Origin of the sequence: Mycolicibacterium komossense, from assembly GCF_025822605.1 — a bacterium.
Classification (GTDB): Bacteria; Actinomycetota; Actinomycetes; order Mycobacteriales; family Mycobacteriaceae; genus Mycobacterium; species Mycobacterium komossense.
Genome location: NZ_JACKTY010000030.1, coordinates 290665 through 311164 on the forward strand (window position 1 = coordinate 290665; position 20500 = coordinate 311164).

At 62.7% G+C, this 20500-nt stretch carries 17 protein-coding genes, 1 tRNA gene and 2 pseudogenes; 8 read left to right on the forward strand and 12 right to left on the reverse strand.

The features are described 5' to 3' along the window. The 8 genes and pseudogenes from kdpB to H7J73_RS17810 form a co-directional block, all read right to left on the reverse strand. Positions 1–2163, reverse strand: a complete 2163-nt coding sequence (gene kdpB, locus H7J73_RS17775; RefSeq protein WP_264068843.1) for a potassium-transporting ATPase subunit KdpB — start codon at positions 2161–2163, stop codon at positions 1–3. 2 nt (positions 2164–2165) lie between these two features. After that, positions 2166–3836, reverse strand: coding sequence for a potassium-transporting ATPase subunit KdpA (gene kdpA / locus H7J73_RS17780; protein ID WP_264068844.1), 1671 nt, complete (start codon positions 3834–3836; stop codon positions 2166–2168). Then, on the reverse strand, positions 3836–3925 hold the full coding sequence (locus tag H7J73_RS17785) for a potassium-transporting ATPase subunit F (RefSeq protein WP_264068846.1): 90 nt from the start codon (positions 3923–3925) through the stop codon (positions 3836–3838). Before H7J73_RS17785 ends, kdpA begins: the two co-directional genes overlap by 1 nt. Positions 3926–4232: 307 nt before the next feature. Then, the gene (locus tag H7J73_RS17790) at positions 4233–4370 is read right to left on the reverse strand and encodes a hypothetical protein (protein ID WP_264068847.1); all 138 of its coding nucleotides are present in this window, start codon (positions 4368–4370) and stop codon (positions 4233–4235) included. Positions 4371–4548: 178 nt separating this feature from the next. Then, positions 4549–5115 carry a peptidoglycan endopeptidase gene (locus H7J73_RS33995; RefSeq protein WP_435405520.1) on the reverse strand — a complete coding sequence of 189 codons (567 nt, stop codon included), beginning with the start codon at positions 5113–5115 and terminating at the stop codon, positions 4549–4551. Between the two features lie 547 nt (positions 5116–5662). Beyond that, positions 5663–6885, reverse strand: a pseudogene (locus H7J73_RS17800) (ISL3 family transposase). Positions 6886–7113: 228 nt separating this feature from the next. Continuing rightward, complete coding sequence (locus tag H7J73_RS17805) at positions 7114–7356, reverse strand: hypothetical protein (protein WP_264068848.1); 243 nt, start codon at positions 7354–7356, stop codon at positions 7114–7116. Between the two features lie 133 nt (positions 7357–7489). Next, positions 7490–7687: a helix-turn-helix transcriptional regulator gene (locus H7J73_RS17810; protein ID WP_264068851.1), complete on the reverse strand. Its 198-nt coding sequence runs from the start codon at positions 7685–7687 to the stop codon at positions 7490–7492. A 645-nt stretch (positions 7688–8332) separates the two neighbouring features. Here H7J73_RS17810 and H7J73_RS17815 point away from each other — a divergent pair. The 3 genes from H7J73_RS17815 (at position 8333) to H7J73_RS17825 (ending at position 11301) form a co-directional block, all read left to right on the forward strand. Beyond that, positions 8333–9370, forward strand: coding sequence for a hypothetical protein (locus tag H7J73_RS17815; protein WP_264068852.1), 1038 nt, complete (start codon positions 8333–8335; stop codon positions 9368–9370). 625 nt (positions 9371–9995) lie between these two features. After that, positions 9996–11207 carry a tyrosine-type recombinase/integrase gene (locus H7J73_RS17820; RefSeq protein WP_264068853.1) on the forward strand — a complete coding sequence of 404 codons (1212 nt, stop codon included), beginning with the start codon at positions 9996–9998 and terminating at the stop codon, positions 11205–11207. A 20-nt stretch (positions 11208–11227) separates the two neighbouring features. Further along, positions 11228–11301, forward strand: a tRNA-Leu gene (locus tag H7J73_RS17825). Between the two features lie 262 nt (positions 11302–11563). Here the strand turns inward: H7J73_RS17825 and H7J73_RS33860 are convergent. From H7J73_RS33860 to H7J73_RS17845, 3 genes and pseudogenes are all read right to left on the reverse strand, one after another. After that, a pseudogene (locus H7J73_RS33860) lies at positions 11564–12362 on the reverse strand (class I SAM-dependent methyltransferase). A gap of 324 nt (positions 12363–12686) precedes the next feature. Continuing rightward, the gene (locus tag H7J73_RS17840; RefSeq protein ID WP_264068856.1) at positions 12687–13091 is read right to left on the reverse strand and encodes a hypothetical protein; all 405 of its coding nucleotides are present in this window, start codon (positions 13089–13091) and stop codon (positions 12687–12689) included. 468 nt (positions 13092–13559) lie between these two features. Next, entirely contained in the window at positions 13560–14138 is a 579-nt protein-coding gene (locus tag H7J73_RS17845; RefSeq protein ID WP_264068858.1) for a TetR/AcrR family transcriptional regulator, read from the reverse strand. Positions 14139–14185: 47 nt separating this feature from the next. Between H7J73_RS17845 and H7J73_RS17850 the strand changes: the two genes are divergently transcribed. The 5 genes from H7J73_RS17850 (at position 14186) to H7J73_RS17870 (ending at position 19016) form a co-directional block, all read left to right on the forward strand. Then, positions 14186–14992 carry a class I SAM-dependent methyltransferase gene (locus H7J73_RS17850; RefSeq protein WP_264068859.1) on the forward strand — a complete coding sequence of 269 codons (807 nt, stop codon included), beginning with the start codon at positions 14186–14188 and terminating at the stop codon, positions 14990–14992. A gap of 16 nt (positions 14993–15008) precedes the next feature. Then, positions 15009–15884 carry a lysophospholipid acyltransferase family protein gene (locus tag H7J73_RS17855; RefSeq protein WP_264068861.1) on the forward strand — a complete coding sequence of 292 codons (876 nt, stop codon included), beginning with the start codon at positions 15009–15011 and terminating at the stop codon, positions 15882–15884. Between the two features lie 55 nt (positions 15885–15939). After that, positions 15940–17310 (forward strand): glycoside hydrolase family 27 protein, encoded by a 1371-nt coding sequence (locus H7J73_RS17860; protein ID WP_264068892.1) that lies wholly within the window; start codon positions 15940–15942, stop codon positions 17308–17310. 29 nt (positions 17311–17339) lie between these two features. Next, a complete protein-coding gene (locus H7J73_RS17865; protein WP_264068862.1) occupies positions 17340–17906 on the forward strand; it encodes a DedA family protein in 567 nt (188 codons plus the stop codon). 123 nt (positions 17907–18029) lie between these two features. Beyond that, a complete protein-coding gene (locus H7J73_RS17870) occupies positions 18030–19016 on the forward strand; it encodes a TetR family transcriptional regulator (RefSeq protein ID WP_264068863.1) in 987 nt (328 codons plus the stop codon). Between the two features lie 3 nt (positions 19017–19019). On the opposite strand, the gene H7J73_RS17875 is transcribed toward H7J73_RS17870, so the two are convergent. After that, on the reverse strand, positions 19020–20462 hold the full coding sequence (locus tag H7J73_RS17875; protein ID WP_264068864.1) for a sensor histidine kinase: 1443 nt from the start codon (positions 20460–20462) through the stop codon (positions 19020–19022). Between the last annotated feature and the right edge of the window lie 38 nt (positions 20463–20500).

A 20500-nucleotide genomic window follows, 5' to 3' on the forward strand; every position in this document is an offset into this window, starting at 1 on the left:
TCAGGACATCCCGGGGAAGAGTTGGACTACCAGGTCGATGAGCTTGATCCCGACGAACGGGGCGATGATGCCGCCGAGCCCGTAGATATAGAGGTTGCGGCTCAGCAGTTTTGAGGCGCTGCTCGGGGTATAGCGCACCCCACGCAGCGATAGCGGAATCAGCGCGATGATGATGATCGCGTTGAAGATGACCGCGGACAGGATCGCCGACTGCGGGCTGTGCAGCCGCATGATGTTCAGCATGTCGAGGCCGGGGAACAAGGCCACGAACATCGCCGGGATGATCGCGAAGTACTTCGCGATGTCGTTGGCGATCGAGAACGTGGTCAACGCGCCTCTGGTGATCAGCAACTGTTTGCCGATTTCGACGATCTCGATGAGCTTGGTCGGGTCGGAGTCCAGGTCGACCATGTTGCCGGCCTCTTTGGCTGCCGAGGTGCCGGTGTTCATCGCCACTCCGACGTCGGCCTGTGCCAGCGCCGGTGCGTCGTTGGTGCCGTCACCTGTCATCGCGACCAGCTTGCCGCCCTCCTGCTCGCGCTTGATGAGGGCGAGTTTGTCCTCGGGGGTGGCCTCGGCGAGAAAATCGTCGACACCGGCCTCGTCGGCAATGGCTTTGGCGGTCAAAGGGTTATCGCCGGTGATCATCACGGTGCGGATGCCCATTTTGCGCATCTCGTCGAACCGTTCCCGCATGCCCTGCTTGACAACGTCTTTCAGGTGGATGACGCCGAGAACTTCAGCTGTGCCAGCGGTTGTGCGTCCGACGACCAACGGTGTGCCGCCTGCGGCGGAAATGCCGTCGACGATCTGGCCGAGGTCGACGGGGACGGTGCCGCCCTGGCTGCGTACCCACTCGGCGACCGAGTTGGCGGCGCCCTTGCGCAGCTGCTGGCCGTCTTCCAGGTCAACTCCCGACATCCGGGTGGTCGCCGTGAACTCGACCCAGTGCGCGCCGGTGAGTTCACCGGGGGTGCGCTCGCGCAGCCCGAACTCCCGTTTGGCATAGACGACGATCGAGCGGCCCTCGGGGGTTTCGTCAGCCAGGCTGGACAGCTGCGCGGCATCGGCCAGTTGCGCAGTGCTGACACCGGGCACCGGAAGGAAGTCCGACGCTTGCCGATTGCCCAACGTAATGGTGCCGGTCTTGTCGAGCAACAGGGTGTTGACGTCACCGGCGGCCTCGACAGCGCGACCGGACATGGCCAGCACGTTGCGCTGCACCAACCGGTCCATGCCGGCGATACCGATCGCGGAGAGCAGCGCACCGATCGTGGTGGGGATCAGGCACACCAGCAGCGCGACCATGACGATGCCGGTGACGCCGTTGCCGTCCAGGGCCTGGGTGTCGGGCACGCCGGGGTTGTTGGCCTTGGAGAAGATGGCCAACGGCTGCAGCGTGGCCACGGCGAACACGAAGATGATGGTCAGCGCGGCCAGCAAGATGTTGAGCGCGATTTCGTTCGGCGTCTTCTGCCGGTTGGCGCCTTCGACGAGCGCAATCATCCGGTCGATGAAGCTCTCGCCCGGCTTCTGCGTGATCCGCACAACGATGCGGTCTGACAGCACGGTGGTGCCGCCCGTCACTGCCGAGCGATCGCCGCCGGATTCACGGATGACCGGTGCTGATTCGCCGGTGATAGCTGATTCATCCACTGAGGCAATGCCTTCTACCACATCGCCGTCGCCAGGGATGGTCTGGCCGGCCTCGACGACCACGTAGTCGCCCTGCTGGAGTTGTGGTGCGGCCACCTCTTCCTCTGGGGAATTTTGAGGCTGGTCGTGCCCTGGGGTCCAGCCGCTGAGGCGACGCGCCATCATGTCGGTCTTGGCTTTGCGCAGTGTGTCCGCCTGTGCCTTGCCGCGGCCCTCGGCGACGGCTTCGGCGAGGTTCGCGAACAGCACGGTCAGCCAGAGCCAGATCACGGTCAGCCAGGCAAACCAGGTGGGGCTCATGATCGCCAGCACGGTCGACCAGATAGCGCCGATCTCGACGATCAACATCACCGGATTGCGCCACAGTGTGCGCGGATCGAGCTTGCGTAGTGCATCGGGCACCGAGCGGACCAGTGTCTTCGGGTCGAGCAGACCGCCGCCGACCCGTTTCTTCGGCAGTTCGGGTTCTTTGCGTTGCGTTGTCGAATCAATCATGGCAACAGTCATTTTCAGTGAATTCCTTCAGCGAGAGGCCCGAGCGCGAGCACGGGTAGGAATGTGAGTGCGACGAGAATCACCGTGACACCGGCCACCATGCCGATGAACTGCGGCCGGTGGGTGGGCAGTGTGCCGATCGACTCGGGCGTCGTACCCTGTCTGGCCAGCGAACCGGCAAGGGCGAGAACGAGAATCATGGGCAGGAACCTGCCGAACACCATCGCCAGGCCGAGTGCGGTGTTGTACCACTCTGTGTTGACGCTGATCCCGGCGAATGCCGAGCCGTTGTTGTTGGCCGCCGAGGTGAAGGCGTACAGCACTTCGGAGAGGCCATGGGGACCCGAGTTGAGCATGCCTGCGCGTTGTCCCGGCATCGCCATCGCGACGGCGGTCCCCGTCAGTACCAGCAGCGGTGTGACCAGGAAATAGCTTGCGGCGAGCTTGATTTCGCGAGGCGTGATCTTCTTGCCGAGGTACTCCGGCGTCCGGCCGACCATCAGGCCGGCGATGAACACCGTGATGATCGCGAGGATGAGCATGCCGTACAGACCGGAGCCCGTCCCGCCGGGAGCCACCTCACCCAGCTGCATGTTGAACAGGGTCATCATTCCGCCGAGGCTGGTGTATGAGTCGTGGAACGAATCGACCGCACCGGTGGACGTCAACGTCGTGGCAGAGGCGAATACGGCGGAGTTCGCCACGCCGAAGCGCTGTTCGACACCTTCCATCGCAGAGCCCACGGCCGTGGGCACAGTTCCGTGTGCCTGCAGCTGGAACAGCATCATGACGCTGACGCTCAGTGTCGCGATGATGCCCATGACCGCGGCGATCGCGTAACCCTGCTTCTTGCTGTTGACCATCCGGCCGAAAGTCCTCGGCAGCGAGAAGCTGATCACCAGCAGCAGGAATATCTCGACCCAGTTGGTCCAGGAGTTCGGGTTTTCGAAGGGGTGCGCGGAGTTGGCGTTGTAGAAGCCGCCACCGTTGGTGCCAAGTTCCTTGATCGCTTCCTGGCTTGCGACTGGGCCGCCGGGAATCGTCTGGGGGGCACCGGCCAGGGTGTTCACCACTTGGTCGTGCAGATGGAAGTTCTGAATGGCGCCGCCCGCGATCAAGACGACGGCGGCAACCAACGCGAACGGCAGCAGGATGCGAATGGTGCCGCGCACCAAGTCAACCCAGAAATTGCCCAGTTCCCCGCTGCGGACCCGGATGAACCCGCGGACCAGGGCAACCGCGACGGCCATACCGACGGCGGCGGAGACGAAGTTCTGCACCGCCAAGCCGGCCATCTGCACCAGGTGGCCCTGGGTGGTTTCACCCGAATAGGCCTGCCAGTTGGTGTTCGTGACGAAGCTGACCGCGGTGTTCCATGCCAGCGACGGTGTCATGGGGGTGGCCGGATCTTTGAGGTGCAGCGGCAGTTTGCCCTGCACCAGTTGCAGGATGAACAGGAACAGGATGCTGACCGCGGAGAAGGCGAGCACGCTACGGGCGTATGCACCCCAGCTCTGCTCGGCTTTCGGGTCGGCGCCGATGGCCTTGTAGATGAGCTTCTCGGCGCGTGAGTTCTTGGTGCCGGTGTAGACGCGGTACATGTAGTCGCCCAGCGGTACGTGCACCGCGGCGAGCGCCAGGATCAGAAGGAGCAGGAACAGAATCCCCGCGGTTGTGCTGTTCACTAAAACCTCTCCGGGAAAAGCAGCGCGGCGACCAGGAACAGCGCAACGAGTACGGCTAGCACCAGTCCGACGGTGTTTGCGAAGCTCACAGTCGCTCGACCAACTTCTGAGCCAGGCCGAGCACCGCGAAGATCGCGATGGTCAGCACGACGTACACCACGACAGCCATTTACATCTCCATTCAGTGTCTGGAAGAACCAACGAAATCTATGTCCGCAAATGACCACCTCAGCTGGGCTTTGACGGTTTCTTGACGGCCGGGCCTGACCTCTTTACGGTCTCCATGCACCATGGGCTTTATCGCGGTCCGGTGGCTAGAGCCATTGGTCCTTGCTTGCCAGTTGGCTGCTCAGGGGTCAGCCGATATCAGGTGTTCGCGCGGGTGAGTCAATGCGCCTATCGGGGCTCTGCTGTGCGCTCCGCGCTGCGGTTCTCGTCGTACAGCCGGTCGCCCCTGCGATTCAGGCAGCCGATGAACGCGAAAATACTTGCGGGGACGGCGATCATGACGAGTACTTGAGCGAGTTCAGCCATGGCAGGGCCCTCCGAATCGACTGAGTGAGATGCGCACTGCTCGATGGAACCCGCAGTCAACGGTCAGGACGAGCGCCGAGACGCAATATTTACGTGTCCCCGCCGGATCTTTACGTCAAAGACAGTGAGCGCCGAGCGTGAAATTCACGCTCGGCGCTCACTGGAAGTTGTTGTGCTGTTAGGCGGCTTGGGGCGGGAGTGCCGGATCGCCCGGGGGCGGCGGCAATTCCACGTTATCGGCGTTGACGACGACCGGCGCATCGGCCGGGGGCGGGACATCCGCCAGCGGTGCTCCGGGATCCATTGGAGGAGGAGGCAATTCGGGGTTCATGATGTCGACCGGAACCACACCGGGATCCTGGTTCATGCCGTCGTCGGGCATCGGCAGGTACATGTGATGGGTGAACTGCGGCTGGTATGCGCCACCGCCACCGATCTTCACGCCGCCACCCTCGCCGCTGGAGACTGGCGTGCCGTCAGGCAGCGTGACGGCCGTGTGGCTGCCGTTCCAGCCGATGACCAGGGAATTCGGTGCGGTTCCGTCCTGAAAACCGCGGGCCCGCAGCGCGGCGGCCTCGTTGGCGGTGTGGAAGCGGTCGCCGTAGACGGGGCGACCGGTGGCCATGTTCGAGACCCAGGATGCCAGGCCTGAGCAGTCAGTTCCGCGGGGTGAGTCCCCTCCGGTGATGTATGGCGTCCCCTGTACCTGCTGGATCATCATCATCACGGCTGCGAGATCAATCATGTCTGCGGACACTAACAACAGATTTTCGATGCTCTCAAAATCTGTGGCTTGCATCACTTTTGGTAACTTATGAGACGGCTTCAACGAAATGAGCGTCAATCACTGTGCTGCGCAACGCTGTTCAGACTGCTGAAATATAGCCCTTTTCGTGGCGTTTCGCCAACCGTGTCGGTATCGCCGGTGTGGGTGTGCCGTCGAGCACTTCTTAAGAGAAGGCTGGCAGGAATTCGCGCTTCTTGTGTGGCGACCATCACAAATATGGGTCGCTCTGCCGACGTACCGCGCAGAGCGTTCCAACGCTTTCCGCGGTGCCGGTGGTGCCGGAGGAGGGTATCGGCGCTGAGAAGCGATCTGAGCGGGTTGGAGACGGTGTCCATAATTGCCCGCCTACCGAGCGAATCGGGGTAACTGCTGGGACGGGAGTGAAAATTGAGGTCAGCGCCACATTGAGGGCCTCCTCCAGGCATGGGAGATCAGCCGCCGCTGTGCCGGAGGGCTCACTCGATGACGGCAGCTGCGACGGCTTCGATAAGGGGCTCTTCCGGTTTCAGAGTGCATCGATTCTTTGGGCGAGGTTGCCGCAGTGGAGTAGTGAGCGGATTCGGTAGTGGGTGAGGTTGCGGAATCCGAGGGCGTTGCGGCGGAGTGCTTCTGGTCGGCCGTTGATGGCTTCGGTCGGTCCGTTGGAGGCGTGGTGATCGAAGTAGGCCAGGACGTCGTGCCGGCGCCGGCATAGAGTGCGGCCGAGCTGGGCCAGTTCCTCGAGCGCGTCGGGCACCCCTGTGGGCAATGCGTCGATGATCGTGCTCAGCATGGTTTTGCCGCGGCGCCGGTCGGGGTGTGCATAGGCGGCGATCAGCCGCTGATAGAAAACCCAGCACAGTTCGACGGCGATATGCGCCTCGTCGGCGAAAACGGTTTCTAGCCGGTCCTTTTGGCGTGCGTTGAGCAGGGGCAGTCGGGTACGCAAGGTGCGCCGAACCCCGTAGAGCGGATCCCCAGTACGGCCGCGGTGCCCATAGGTCTAATTTGGTCCCCGCCAACGCCACGACGTGGAACGGGTCCATGACCGGTGTGGCCTCGGGAAGCTGCTCGGTCGCCGCGGTTTTGTAACCGCCGAATCCGTCCATTGCGACAACCTCGATCTGGTCACGGGACGCCTGGCTCTGCGCTGCCAGCCAGGTCGTTAATGCCGCTGCGGAGCGTCCCGCCACGAGGTCGAGCAGTCGCGCCGCCCCGGTGCCGTCGAGGACGGGGGTGAGGTCGACGATGACGGTGACAAAGCCGTCTTGTCCATGTCGGCGGACATGAGCCCAGCGGTGCTCGTCAACCCCGATAACGCGGACCCCGTCGAGGCGGGTGGCGTCGGTGGCCACGATGAACTGGGTGGCCTCCATCGCGATCGTGTTGACGGGTGTCCCAGGACAGGCCCAGCTCCCGTGCCACCGCCGCCACGGTCGCGCGATCGATCATCAGCCGACGACAGATGTAGCGGGCGCAGCGCCGCGTGGTCGACCATCCCCGCCGTGCCAGGCGATCGGTGTCGTGGGCGAACACTTCTCGCTCACAATCAGTGGCCAGGCACCGGTAACGCGGGACCCGCACCCGCAGCCGGAGCGGGTGACCGACGACCGGCACATCGGTCACTGTGCGCACCACCGTGTCGCGGTAGACACCCTCGACACCTCAGCCTGGACAGTGCCGGCGACCGTCATCGAGCAGAGTGCAGAACACCACCGTCGTCATGCCGTCGATCGCAGCGTCGGTCATCGTCACCCCAAGTTCGACAGTGCGCACAATCGTGTCGGCAACAACGCCAGCAGCGCAGGACGTCGGGTCAGACATAGGGCTCCCCGGATAGCAGGAATGTGGCGTAGACACCTGCATCTTCTGCTGCCTGGGGCCCGTCTTAGCCCATCGACACGGCCATCACCCGCGGATATCCGCCACCCTCACCTGCACTCCATTTTCGGAAGAGCCCGGCGAGGCCTCCAAGAATCATGGTGGCGGCGTGAGGGCCTGGCCGCCCGCGGCGGTGCCGGTCTCGGTGAAGTAACGGGAGGCCAGTTCGGCGCGTAGGCCGGCTCTACCCGCACGGAGCGGCATCGCCAGATGGGGACGTTTTCGGTCGGCGCCGAAGGGCTCTCCGTCCTCGGAGATGCCCAGTAGGTAGCGCTCTTGGGCCATGCCGACCAGGCGCGCCGCGACTGACTTCTTGTCGCTGTCGTTGTTGGCGCTCATGGCTTTTCCTGCCTGTGGAGGTTCTGCAGACAGGCGGGACGGGCTATTCTCATGGGGAACTTCCGGTTGAGCGATCGAGGGGTTCGCTTGAAAGGCTTCGGCTAGTCCCCGAGGCTTTTCTCATGGATGGACATCACGCTGCGTCACCACCACCGCGTCGAGTTGCATTCTCCCGCTGCGAAATCCACCGCAGCACCTCCTTGCGCCGATACACCACCCGACGACCCAATGCGAAGCTCGCCGGGCCAATATCCGAGTGCCGCCAATACCGCAGTGTGCCGGCAGGAACACCGATCATCTCCGATACCTGTTTGGCTCCCAGCAGTTCCATCAGATTCCTCCTGATTCAGGGTCAGTTCGATTGAGCCAACAGTGACTGCTGATGGTCGATGAGTCCACCACAAGCACATTCGTTGAAAAATCGCGCCGACTGCGAAAAGACAACACTGCTCGCGCGACCCCTCGCGCGAATGGAGTGCGTCGTTCAGGCGATGATTGGCCCATGTGGCGGGTGCTTGGGCGGCAGCAACCGGCGGCGGGCGCGACCGTTTGCTCTCCAGCGGGAATGCATGGGTTTTGCTCAGGTGTGCTGGCCGGGCACAGTCATTGTTCAACAGCCGGAGTGAACACCAGCCAGCTTGTTTGGGGGCGGACTGGAGATTAGTCCTAAACTCGGCACATGGGGACACTGGAGGTTTGCAGTGAAGGCCTGCAGGCACTGGCGGCGCGGTGCTCGGCTGACGCAGAGCGGTTAGCTGGCCACGTTTCTACGGGGGTGGCAGGACCGCCATTCCAAGCCACGGCGACGGCGGTAGGTGGGGCTTACGCAGCGATTAGCGCTACCGCGACGGTGTTGGCTAGTCGAGTGCGCGCTACAGGCGACAAGGTGGCCAACGCGGCGACGCAGTTCAGGAGCAACGAGGATGCTTCCGCTCAGCGGCTGTCTGCGCTTCATATCGAGTCGTCGCGAGCGTAGATGCCTGCTGATGTTAGTGCCGGAGTTCCGAGCCTGACGCAAATCCTGGGCTGGGACACCACGCACCTCTACCGGGCTGCTACTGATTGGACAAGCACGGCGGAGCGCTGGGAAGAGACGTTCGATGGCGTCCACCGCGGTGCGCTGGCGCCAGGAGGTACGGCGTGGGAGGGGGCAGCCGCCGAGGCAGCCCACGAACGGACCTTCGGTGACCTGGTGAAGGTACGCGGTCTTGCTGATGCGCTGAGCGAAGCCGCGGCAGTCGCCCGACGCGGTGCGGATCAGCTGGACTACCTCAAACGGCAAACCGTCGAGGCCATCACCGATGCCCGCGAAGCAGGATTCACTGTGGGCGAAGACCTCTCCGTCACCGACACCAGCAAGAACGGCGGCCTTCGCATTGCGGCCATGCGCCAACATGCTGGCACGATCACCGCCCGTGCAGCTGCGCTGAGTGCCGCAGACAAAGACATCGCCGCCAGAATCGGCTCCGTAACAACGCAATTGAGCGAGGTTCGATTTGCTGAGGCGCCCGAGACCGTCCAAGCGTTGGATGTCCCGCTCGCCCCGCCCCCCGATCCGGCGTACCCCGTCAACGACGTCATCGCCGAAGCCACAGATCTCGACGGCAACCACGTGGTGCTCAGGCGCGGCTACTACGACGCTGTCAACGATAAGGGATTCGGGTGGGACAAGATCTATTGGAAGCATGGGCTGATCAACCCGAACGTGTTCAAGGACCTGATCTCGCACGTACGTCCAATCGAGAACCAGGGCGGGTCGCTGGTTTATGAGGTGCCGATTAACAAAGCTCACTGCACATCGGGCTTCCTTGGTTTACCCAGTTGCGCCGACACTGGCGAGAGCCTGACGATGAGGATTGTGGCGAACACCAACCCCAGCTACGACGTGCCCGGTGGCGGGCAGAAAGGAGTGATCACGATGTTTCCTCTTCCTGGGGGCAGTGGGGTCGTTGAGGTCAAGAAGAATTGGACTCTGACGCCGCCGTGGGTGAACAACTATGCACCCATCAACTGAGCCCGCACCTGAGGAGACTCCGACCGACGTGGACTGCGAGTTCGCGGCGAGGGTTCTCCGTGAGTTGCTGCATCGCATTGAGGTACGCAACGCAAACGCTGCCGCTTATCCCCGGCTTGGACGGTGTACGTTTCTGGTGTCGCATGCGTGGACCGATGGTGCGGTAATGCACTTGGTCTATACCGCGCCTCCGTCAGATCGCACCTGGGGTTTGGTCCGCGATACCCGAGAGTCGTTGATTAGCCCCTCCTCATGGAACCCGGCTGACGATCCAGCTCTGTACTACTACCTACTCGATCTCGAAGAGAACTGGCCGGGCGCAGAATCCCAAGAGCCGGGCGAAGATGACGATCTGATTTGGTGGCGTGGTGATCCACGTACGGATCCTCCGGGCCGTCTCTCTGAGCTTCCCGAGAACTATTGCTATACCCCCCCGCCTCTTGACCCGGCGTGGATCGACCACACCCCCCCTCCTGTGGTGGAACCGCGCCGATACGCGGATCCCAACGGCCCGCTTCCGCCGCGGTGACACGTAGCGTCCCTCTAGGTGTCTGGTGGGTCTGAACTGGCTTTCGGCCTGGACAGTGCGGACTAGGTGCGCGGATTTCTGCGGTATCTTCGATAAGTGATCACGCGGAACGAGCGAGCGGGAATTGATGACCGCTGGCACAAGCGTGTCAAGGGCTCGGACGGCAAGATGCGCACCGAACGATCCGCGGTGTACGGCAAGGTCTCACGCTGGCGAGTGAGATGGGTAGACAACGCCGGAGCTGAGCACACCAAGAGTTTCCAGCGCAAGCCTGATGCGCAGGCCTACCTCGACAGACTTACCGCGGATGTTCAGCGCGGCGAGTATGTCGATCCGCGTAAGAGCGCGGAAACATTCGGTTCGGTCGCCGAACGGTGGTTCGCCACCAAGCAGCACCGCAAGCCGAAAACCGTTGCAGGATATCGCTCTTTGCTCGACACGGTGGTACTGCCTAAGTGGGAGAACGTACCGCTGAAACGGCTTGACTACGAGTCCTACTCGACGTGGCTGGGCGCGCTGTCGGTTGACGGTGGGCGGCGCGGTGCTGGTCTGTCGGCAAGTCGGATCACCCAGGCTCACCAACTCGTCGGCGCTGTCCTCAAGTACGCACAGCGGACCGGCAAGGTCGCAAGGAACGTCGCACTTGAGATCAAGCGGGACCAAGATCTACCCGAACAAGCCGAGCGTGAACGGCGCTACCTGAGCCACGCGGAGCTGTTGGTGCTGGCTAAGGCCACGGATCGATTCGAGACGCTGACGTTGGTCCTGGGGTACTGCGGCTTACGGTTCGGCGAAGCGGTTGCGCTGAGGCGCCGGCATGTGGGTGATCGAGTACTGACGGTGCGCTCGTCCGCGACGGCGGTCGCCGGCAAGGGCATCGTGGAGTCGACGACCAAGACGAAACGAGATCGCCACGTGCCTGTGCCCGAACCGGTGTGGCTGAGACTCCAAGCTGAGCTGCCTGCGGACCCGAACGCACTGGTCTTTCCCAGCCGCAAGGGCGGGTTCTTGCCTCTCGGTGAGTACCGCTGGGCGTTCGACAACGCGTGTGCCGAAGTTGGTATCGAGGGGCTGGTGCCGCACGGGCTGCGCCACACCACCGCGTCGCTCGCGATCAGTGCAGGCGCTAACGTCAAGGTCGTGCAGAGACTCTTGGGGCATGCGACGGCGGCAATGACGCTCGATCGTTACGGCCACTTGCTCAACGACGATCTGAGTGGTGTGGCCGATGCTCTGGGCAAGGCGATCGAGGCCACTGCGGTATCACTGCGGTATTCAGCGCAACTCGATGGAGTTGAATCGGCCTGAAGTATGCTCTGAGCTGTAAAGCCCCCATAGCCCAATTGGCAGAGGCAGCGGACTTAAAATCCGCACAGTGTCGGTTCGAGTCCGACTGGGGGCACCGTGATGTCCACTGGTAGAGGACGTTTTGTTGCCTTGTGGTTGACGGCGACGGATCTTCAACCGAGCGTTACACCAGTACCCTTCGCAGGCTGCCTATTCTGGCCGTGTTAGCTAACTGCAATAGCTAGATGAGACTATACGCCCTGGCGGGAAGCGAATTCGCTACTAAATGCATTAGCTGACGACCAGTGACACGCTGGTGGGCCGGTGTGATCTCTAGCCGAGACGCTGACAGCGTCGGTGGTTGGCCGCGGCGGCCGTCAGGAGTGTCGCAGGAGCGGGCGGTGGTCGCAATCGCCACCAACCCGCTCTTCAGCGAGTGGGGGCACCGCTTCCCCGACCCACACCTGGTTGCCGCCATTCGACCGGATCACCTTCAACGCCCACATCATCGGGTCCGGCGCCAGTCCTACCGACTTCGGACCTCGAAGACGACGGCACGCCGCAAGCGCGCGGGCGAGCCTGCCGCCAGTCACCCAGGACGGTGTGCGTCGATGCATGATCGCATCGGTGCACTCCAGTACGTCGATCGCTAGACCGGCCTCGGTCAACCACAGCTGGGCATCGACTACGGTGCCCGCCGGGCCAAAGGTTCCCGTAGCCCGCAGCACTGTCGTAGAGGCATTTGCACGGCGGAGTTGACCTCGGACGGCGAACTCACCAACCAGCCTGCCACCGGGTTTCAGGCACCGTGCGATCTCAGCCACCGCGGTTGCCGGATCGGGTACGCAGTGCATGCCGTTGAAGCACAAATAGATCGAACTCGCCGCCTTCGAATGGCATCCGCTCGATGCTGCCCTCGATGATCTCGACCCGGTCGCGGTGCTCTGCAGGAACCCGACTCCGGGCACGCTGCAACATCGGCGCTGAAATATCCAACCCCACGTACCGGACTCTCTGATCGGCTCGCAACCGAAGCATCTCGATCCCGCATGGCATATCGAGAATCATTGCTCTGCCGGGCATTTCGGCGACGACATCCATAGACTGATATACACGATCAACGTTGGCACCCATCACGAGACGTCCGAACCGCCGGGCGACGGACTGTCGTCCCATCGCCCAGTACAGCTAGCGCCCACCGTCCCAGCGAACACCGGGCCCTGCCACGCCCGGCTCACATTGATGAAGGGCAGGCCCCTGGGCCTAGCGGCCAGCCCGCTGGGGCCGACATTCATACCGGTGCTGGTGCCAATTCATGTGAAGAAACGCTCTCATTGGCATGCGTCACCACGCAGACGGCGTCGCTCCCGTGGTTCAAGCCGGTGGTAAACCTGGGGGAACTGCGACCTACAGAGAGCGGGCCAGTCAAGCCGCGCGTGCTCGAAAGTCAGTTCAATGCAGAGTGTTTCGAAAGGAGCTGTATCTTCCGAGAACGCAAGCCTAGGCCCCGGGTATCGCCACCGCGCCGAGGGGACTGCTAGGAGCTGCTCCGGTGATGGATGAAAGCGGATTCGCGCCCGGCGTCGCCATCCCCAGCATACTTGCGGCGTTGGTCAGCACCGAGAAGTCGCCGTTGGCCAACGAAGTCATGAAGTTGGGGCACTGGGATTGAATCGCCAGCCCCGCAACCCCGCCCGCCAGCTGCGATCCCAGTCCGCCATGACCACCTGCGGTCGTTGCCGTGCTTGCGAGCTGGCTGCCAGGTTGAACTAGCAGGGGGCAAATCGATATGCCGATCTGTGCGATCGCTTGGCTGACTGCGCCATTGCCGCCGATCCCGATATCGCTGAGCAGAGTTGATGTTCCGTTGTCGGCGTTGGCCGATGCCGGCAATGCGGTGGCCACGCCGGCTATTGCGCCAGTCACTACGAGAAGGCGGAGCGCAGCCGAGGTGGCAGTGGCGACGAGCGATGTGGACGCGGATCGTTGTTTCGGAGCTTTGACTTCGCATCCAGTTGGTGGGCTGGGGCGATGCGTGGGAGTGAGTGTCGTCGTAGCCATGTTGATGCCTTCCGGTCTCCAGTGGTTGCACCTCAAACATCAAGCACAAGTGTTCCTGGGATAACCATCTGGCAGACCGGTCACATTAGTAACACGAAACGGTCACCATTCGGAACCTATGCGTTTCGCCTCTGCACGCTGTGCGGAGCGTATGAAAGCCTGCGCGGTTGGCCCGGTGTCAAGCGAGCCGATCATGAGCACCTTTCCTGTATTGGGTGCTGTGCGAGGTGCAGGGAGCTCGGCGCTGTCGGGGTGGCCACCGCCTACAGCACCGCAGCGAATCGACGTGATCCAGAAAACTTGTCCGCCAAGCTATATCGACACGACCGCCGGGTGGGGCTTGAGAATGCGGGCGGCGGCATCCACGGCAGTGGCACGGCTGATCGCTTGGGCGTCCACACTGCCAGGATGGTCTTGTGGCCAACTCGCCCAGGCCATTCCGATGCCGAACAGTACGATCAACAGTTGCTGCGGGTCCCATTCCCTGTCGATGTGGCCGGCAGCCTGGGCAGCCTCGATAGCGGCGATATCACGATCGCGGATCTTGCGTCCTTCGAGCTCTGGTTCCTCCAGCGGTACCCCTTCCAGCCGCGCCCAGGTGATCATTCGAAGATGTTCAGGCATGCTGGCGGCCAGGTCGAAGATGTCTCCGGCGAATTCCGCAACGGCGTCCGGACGGACGCCGATCGCAGCGAAGAACTCCGTGCTGTCAGCGGCAACCACTTGGCGGAAGAGGGTCTCCTTGTCGCCAAAATGTGCGTACAGGCGCTCCTTGCTCGCGTTGGCCGACTTGGCGATCCGGTCGATTCGGGCACCGGCCAAGCCGTAGCGGGCGAACTCGACGCGCGCGGCATCGATGATCACGCCGCGTAGTTCGCTCGTACTTCTCATAGGGAAATCATAGCCAAACGAAACAGTTCGTTTGGTACTTTGGCGTTATGGCCGATCAGAACACCGCAGAACATGCGATTGCGTTGATGCCGAGGGGCGGACCCGATGCGACGTGGCTCGATCGACTGCTACAGACGAACCGACTGGAGTACACCGACCGGGACGATGTTTCCGATGAGATCAAGCAGCGTGTGATCGCAGGGTTGGACGCGATCGGCGATCGCACCGGGCTACATGAGCAGCACGCCCGGACGGCGTTGCAGGTCGTCGCCGATATCGCCAACCCGCGCATTCTCGAGATCGGCGCCGGGCACGGACGATTGTCGCAGCAGATCCTGCAACTGCATCCCAGCGCCACCGTCACTGCCAGCGATCTGGATCCGACATCGGTGGCCAAGATGGCCGCGGGGCCGCTCGGCTCCAACCCCAGGGCGCGGACCCAGGTTATCGACGCGACCGCCATCGACGCCGCCGACGCCAGCTACGACTTGGTGGTGTTCGCGCTGGCCTTCCATCATTTGCCTCCGGCGGCCGCGTGTTGGGCGATCGCCGAGGCCACACGCGTGGCCTCCCGCTTCCTGGTGATCGACCTGAGGCGCGAGTCGCCGCTGGGCATCCTGCTTATGCCGATCGCCATGTTGCCGATGTCGCTGGCAGTCATGCCGCCCTCGTCGATCCAGCCAACGCTGCACGACGGTGTCATCAGCTCCCTGCGGGCCTACTCGCCATCGGCGTTGGTCACGCTCGGTAAGGCGGCTCACCCGAAGATGACCATCGAGTTTCTTCAGCCACCACATATCGGCTTCGGTCTACGCCCAATCACCGCCGTCTTCTCCGGCCCACAACACACCTGAAGAAAAGGACTACCCAATGAAGAACGCCGCAGCCAGGACTGAGCAGATCATCGACCAGCCCGCCCGCGTCCGCGCATTGCGCAAATTCGCCGAAGTCACCGCCGACGCCATCTGGCCGGCCATTGATCTCACACTGCCGTATGTCGACGGCACCGAAAATCTGCCGCGGGACGGACGATTCTTCCTGGTCGGAAATCACACCCAGAGCGGTATGGCCGAGGCCTGGCTGACCTGCCTGTCGGTCCGTCGGACCATTGGGACCCGGGTGCGGCCGTTGACCGAGCGGGGTATGGGCTCCATGCCTGGCCTGGCGGGTGACTTGTTGGCAGCGTGCGGCGGGGTCATCGGTACCCCCGAGAACGCGACGAAACTGATGGAGAACAACGAGACGCTGCTGGTGTTTCCGGGCGGTGGTCGCGAGATCGGGAAGTTCAAAGGCGAGGAATACCAACTGAAGTGGGAGGGACGGGCGGGGTTCGCTCGATTGGCGATCGCCAACGGCTATCCCATCGTGCCGGTCGGTCACGTAGGTGGCGACGATATCTACCACAGCCTCTACACGCGGGACAGCCTACTGGGCCGACTCACGGAGAGGGTCAGCCAGGCCATCACCGGGAAGCCCGGCATGACAATGCCTTTGGTGCGTGGGATCGGGCCGACGCTTATCCCCAGTCCACAACGGATGTATCTGCGCTTCGGGCAACCCATCGATACCACGAAGCCAGCCGGAGTCTCTGATGGAGAGTGGGTGGAGACCGTCAAGAAGACCAGCCAGACGGCGTTGGAATCCATCTTGCAAGAGCTGCAAGGCATTCGGGCTGATGACCCGTTCCGTGAATGGAACCCCCTGGCCTGGCGCGACGCCGTGCGTCCGGAACCAGTCGCGTCCTAGCCAATCACTACACCAGGAGATCGAAGCCGTGCGCCGACTGCTCTGCGCGGTGGGTGTGATCGCTGCCGTTTCCGGCTGCTCGTACCACCCCACCGACGTCATCATTGCGGCGCCACCGCAACTGCCTCCGCCGATGGGGTGGAACTCGTGGAACTCCGGAATTGAGATCAACGACCAGTCCATCAGGGAGACCATCGATGCGATGGTCTCCTCTGGCATGCGCGACGCCGGATATTCCTATGTCAATCTTGACGCTGGATGGGCTGCGCCCGAACGCAACTCCTCCGGCGAACTGATGCCAGACGCGCGGCGCTTTCCGCTCGGACTGAAACCCCTGGTCGACTACGCGCATGAACGAGGACTACGGTTCGGACTGTACTCAAGCCCGTTCAATCAAACATGCGGACAAGGTGTGGGCACCGCGAGCCTCGGTCATGAAACCCAGGACGCTGCCACCTTTGCCGAGTGGGGAATTGACTTCCTCAAATACGACTGGTGCAGCGACGATTCCAACCACGACGAGCAGGTGGCAGTCTTCCGGGCGATGGGGGCGGCGCTGAAGAAAAGTGACCGCCGCATCGTCTACAGCATCAACCCCAATAGCTCCGATGACACGACTGCGGGCAACCGCTTCGACTGGTCCGGTGTCGCCGATGTGGTGCGCACTTCGGGGGATCTTGTTCCGTTGTGGCGCTACGTATTCTCACCACCAGGCCCGCCCGGCGAAGCCACCCCGTTCGCCGCCGGCATGTTCAACGGTGTACCCGACCAGTTCGCCGAAGCGGCGGCCGGCATTGCCCGGCCTGGTTATCGCAGCGATCCGGACATGCTGGTCGTTGGTGTGACGTGGAGCGACTTTTTTCTCAACCATCGAGACCTGGTACGTCACAGTGCGCAGACGCAGTCTACGTCCGCCCGGCAGCGCGCCATGTTCGCGCCGATGTTGGCGATGCCGGCGCAGACGGTTCAGTGGATGGCCACCACCCCACCCAGCTTGACCGAAGACGAGCAGCGCAGCCACTTTTCGCTGTGGGCCATGTTGGGTGCTCCGCTGCTCGCCGGCAACGATCTGCGCTCGATGTCACCGGCAACTCTGTCGATTCTGAACAATCGTGAGGTCATCGCCATCGACCAGGACCCGCTCATGGCCAAAGCTCATCAGATCAGCGACGACGGCCGAATCTGGGCCAAGCCCCTCCTAGATTCCTCAGTAGCTGTCGCCTTGTTCAACACCTCAAGCACCGCCGCAGATATCGCCACCACAGCCACCGCAGTGGGCTTGCCCGCTGCGCCCTGCTACGACCAGCGCGAACTGTGGGAGGGCCGCACAACCACTGGTTCGACCGGTGACATCATCGCTGAATCGCTTGCTCCGCACGCTGTTCGGCTTTTGCGAGTCAGTGCGGCAGACATATGTTCCCACTAAACCATCTGCCAGAACTGCCGGCTGGACCGATGCTGCTCGTGGTGCTGGCGGTGATCGTCATCGGTTCCTCAGTACCGCTGCTCGGCATTGTGATTGCCGCCGAACCGATCATGGTGGGCGTAATACTGGCTACGAATCACCAACTGTTCGTCCCGGGGCTGCTCGCGGTCGCAGTCGGAGCAGCTGTCATCGGCGACATCGTGAGCTACTGGCTCGGAAGGGCTTTGGGGCCCAGATTACTCAAGACGAAGCTCGTGCGTCGCTCACGCAAGCACATCGACGGCGCGCATAGGAGAGTTCAGCGCCGGGGCGCATTGGGCGCCATGCTCATTCAGCGCTGGGTCCCTCCGGCCCGCGGCTTCGTACCTTCTTTCCTGGGGACGGTACGGCACCCCTTCGGCCGATTCGTGGGATACTCGGTGCTCGCCTCCTCATTGTGGGCCTTCGTCTTCGTCCTCGGCACCCATTTCGGTGGACCGACCTTGATTCTGGCTATACCGACAGTGGCCACGCTCGTCATCGCGACCCAGCTGCTTCGGCGCGGGTTCATCGCGCTCCGTGGCCGTCGTGACCGACGGCTCGCTGCCACTACCTGACGACCGCGCGAAAGTACCAGGGAGTGAGATGAAGTCAGTAGATAAGAGACTCTCGCCGCGACTGTCGTCGAGTTCGCGAGGATGCCGCCGGCGGTCGGGCGAAACGCTCCTTGCGGCGCCTCAGTGACGCGCGCAGAAGGCGAAGAGGTCGGCGAAACCGCCGCCGCACTGGAACTTCTCAGTGACCCGGCACGATTTCGCCTGATGTCGGCAATCCTCGAATGTTGCAGTGCGGGAATGACTGACCACGACCTGGCGATCATCACAGGGCTAGCGGCGCCCGTCGTTCGTTCGGAATTGGAAGTACTTCTTCACGCTGGATTGATCGAATCGCGACGGACGCAGGAGACCGACTTCTATCAGATCTGCTCTGGCAAGCTGCGTTCACTCGCCTCTACTGACACGGACGCGACAGTGCAGGCCGCTGCTTCTCAGGAGGGGGAGTCCGCAGGCTTTCGGAACTCTCGCGGCCGCGGACGGCCGCGCGGCGCGAATCAGACGAAAGCTCGGATACTGCTGGCCGCGAAGAATGTCATTCTCAAAGTGGGCTTCGATGCCCTCGGCATGGCGGCGGTAGCTGAGATCGCCGGAGTTACCCGACCCACAATCAGTTATCACTTCCGTTCCAAGGCTGCGCTCTACCAAGCCGTTCTGGCGCAGGCGTACAACGATATTGATCGGGCAGCGGCTGCGACCGGCTTCTCCGTCCGCGGCGGTGCCGGCACCCAGTTGTCCGAATTCATCACCAGGGTCTTGAATCCTGATGGTGGTTGGTCTCTCGCTGCGTTGCTGCCGAGCTTGGTAATGGACTCGCGCAGGCATCCAGAGGTCATGGACGACGGAGCTGCAATTCTGGGACGGGTCCGTGCGTTCCTCACCTCGTCGATGACTGCGGAGAAATCTGGCGGCAACGGCGACGACGAACAGGACGCCGAACTGTCGACGGTCGTGGAGGCGAGAATGGCGCTTGTCTTAGGTTTGGGGATGTACGCCGGCTTTGTGGGTACCGATGCCCAAACACAGCAAGTGTTCGAATACTGGCTGACAGTGATGGACGAAGTGACTGCGGCGGAGCGTCCAGTGGACGAAGGGCCGCCGACGCCCGCGTGATGTTCAGCCGTCGGCGGTACCGCCGCAGCGTGTTACGGACGCGGGTAGCTCGACAGTGAAAGTTGTCTTTCCCGAGATACTTTCGACTCCGATGGTGCCGTGATGGGCCCGTACGACAGCCGATGCGATCGCCAGGCCCAAACCGGTGCTACCTGCCCGTCGTGACCGGGAGCTGTCGCCTCGGACGAACCGCTGGAAGATTTCGTATTGGCGCGCCGCCGGGATGCCGGGACCGTTGTCCACGATGTGGATCAGCGCACCGCCGTCGTTCGCCCACTGAAGGCGGCTGATTACCTCGGTGCCGGGTGGTGTGTGTACGCGCGCATTCGACAGCAAGTTGGCCAGCACCTGATGAAGCCGCGCGCGGTCACCGGTCAAGAGCACTGGATCATCGGGCAGATCAAGTGTCCAGCGGTGCTCGGGACCAGCGATCTGTGCGTCGCTGACGACGTCGATGATCAGCTCGGATAGATCGAGTTCCTCGGCTCCGAGTGGTCTGCCTTCGTCCAGGCGAGCCAGAAGAAGCATGTCTTCCACTAGTCCAGTCATCCGAATGGCTTCCGACTCGACACGGCCCAGTACGTACGGCAGATCGGTGTGACCGCCCGCCGAGAGTTTCTGGGCGAATTCGGTATAACCGCGGATGGAGGTCAACGGGGTCCGCAACTCGTGGCTGGCGTCGGCGACGAATTGCCGTACTCGTGCTTCGCTGGCGTGCCGGGCGGCCAATGCCTCGGCGATCCGGTTCATCATCATCGTCAGGGCACCCGCAAGCTGGCCGACCTCGGTTCGCTCAGCCGCGGGGTCCACTTGGACTGCCGGAGTGGGCAGCAAGACCTCGCGTCGCTCCAACTCGAGTTGGGCCACTTCGCGCGCTGTGGAGGCCATAATCGACAAGGGGCGTAATTGCCGTCGCACGATGATGATGCCGGCAACGACCGCGAGCGCGAGCCCAATGGTGGTTAGGATGCCGAAGACCGCGACCACCGAGAGGAGGGTGGCGTGGATTACGGAGGTTGGCAACCCCGTAACGACGATGTGATCGTTGTTCGCGGGCTGGGACTCCACCCGGTACTCCCCGAGGCCATCCAAATCAACCGATACCGGTTGATGGAGTGGGAGATTCGCGAGTTGCGCTGCGGCGGCGTGGTTGAGGGGCAGTCGGTTCCCATTGGTCATGATGACCGCGGCCTCATCGATGCGGCCGTCGGAGACAACGGCGCCGACAGTTCCGGTGGACTGGCCGGGCGCGTCAAGAAATACCGGCCCTGGCCCGGGAAAGCGTATGAACGGCGGCGGGCCGAGATCGAAGAACATCAGCGATCGGGATCCTGCATCACGCAGTTGGTCATCGAGCTGCCCGATCAGGAAATGCTTCATGGCCAACACGGTGCCTGTCCCGATCGCCAGGGACAGGCCGGTCAGCAGAACCGCGACTGTGGTCACCAGACGAGTACGGAGCGACCACGCCGACGGCCTCACCT